This is a genomic window from Flagellimonas lutimaris, assembly GCF_003581615.1.
Lineage (GTDB): Bacteria > Bacteroidota > Bacteroidia > Flavobacteriales > Flavobacteriaceae > Flagellimonas > Flagellimonas lutimaris.
Genome location: NZ_QXFH01000033.1, coordinates 1 through 379 on the forward strand (window position 1 = coordinate 1; position 379 = coordinate 379).

General features: G+C 51.7%; 1 protein-coding gene. It reads left to right on the plus strand.

The window, feature by feature from the left end; genetic code table 11:
* Positions 1-374 (plus strand): PsbP-related protein (locus D2V08_RS18190; protein ID WP_147374031.1); only part of this gene is annotated, 374 nt, incomplete at its 5' end.
* Between the last annotated feature and the right edge of the window lie 5 nt (positions 375-379).

A 379-nucleotide genomic window follows, 5' to 3' on the forward strand; every position in this document is an offset into this window, starting at 1 on the left:
TCAACCCCACAGACAAGAAATCCATCACAGATTATGGCTCCCCTGAAGAATTCCTTTCCCAAGTTGACTACCTGCTGGGAAAGCAAGCCTACTTTGGCAAAACTGATTCAGAGGGTGGATTCGACTCCGGGGCAGTGGCAACTGCCAACATTCTGGAGACTGCAACCCCCGTGGTCGACGGAGCCAAGTACTACTTCTTGTCGGTGCTGACTAGGACAGCCGACGGAGACGAGGGCGGCAAGCACCAGCTCATCTCAGCCACCGTCAAGGGCGGCAAGCTCTACATCTGCAAAGCACAAGCTGGAGACAAAAGATGGTTCAAGGGTGCAAAGAAGTTTGTTGAAAATGCAGCAACTTCTTTCAGTGTTGCCTAAACAAG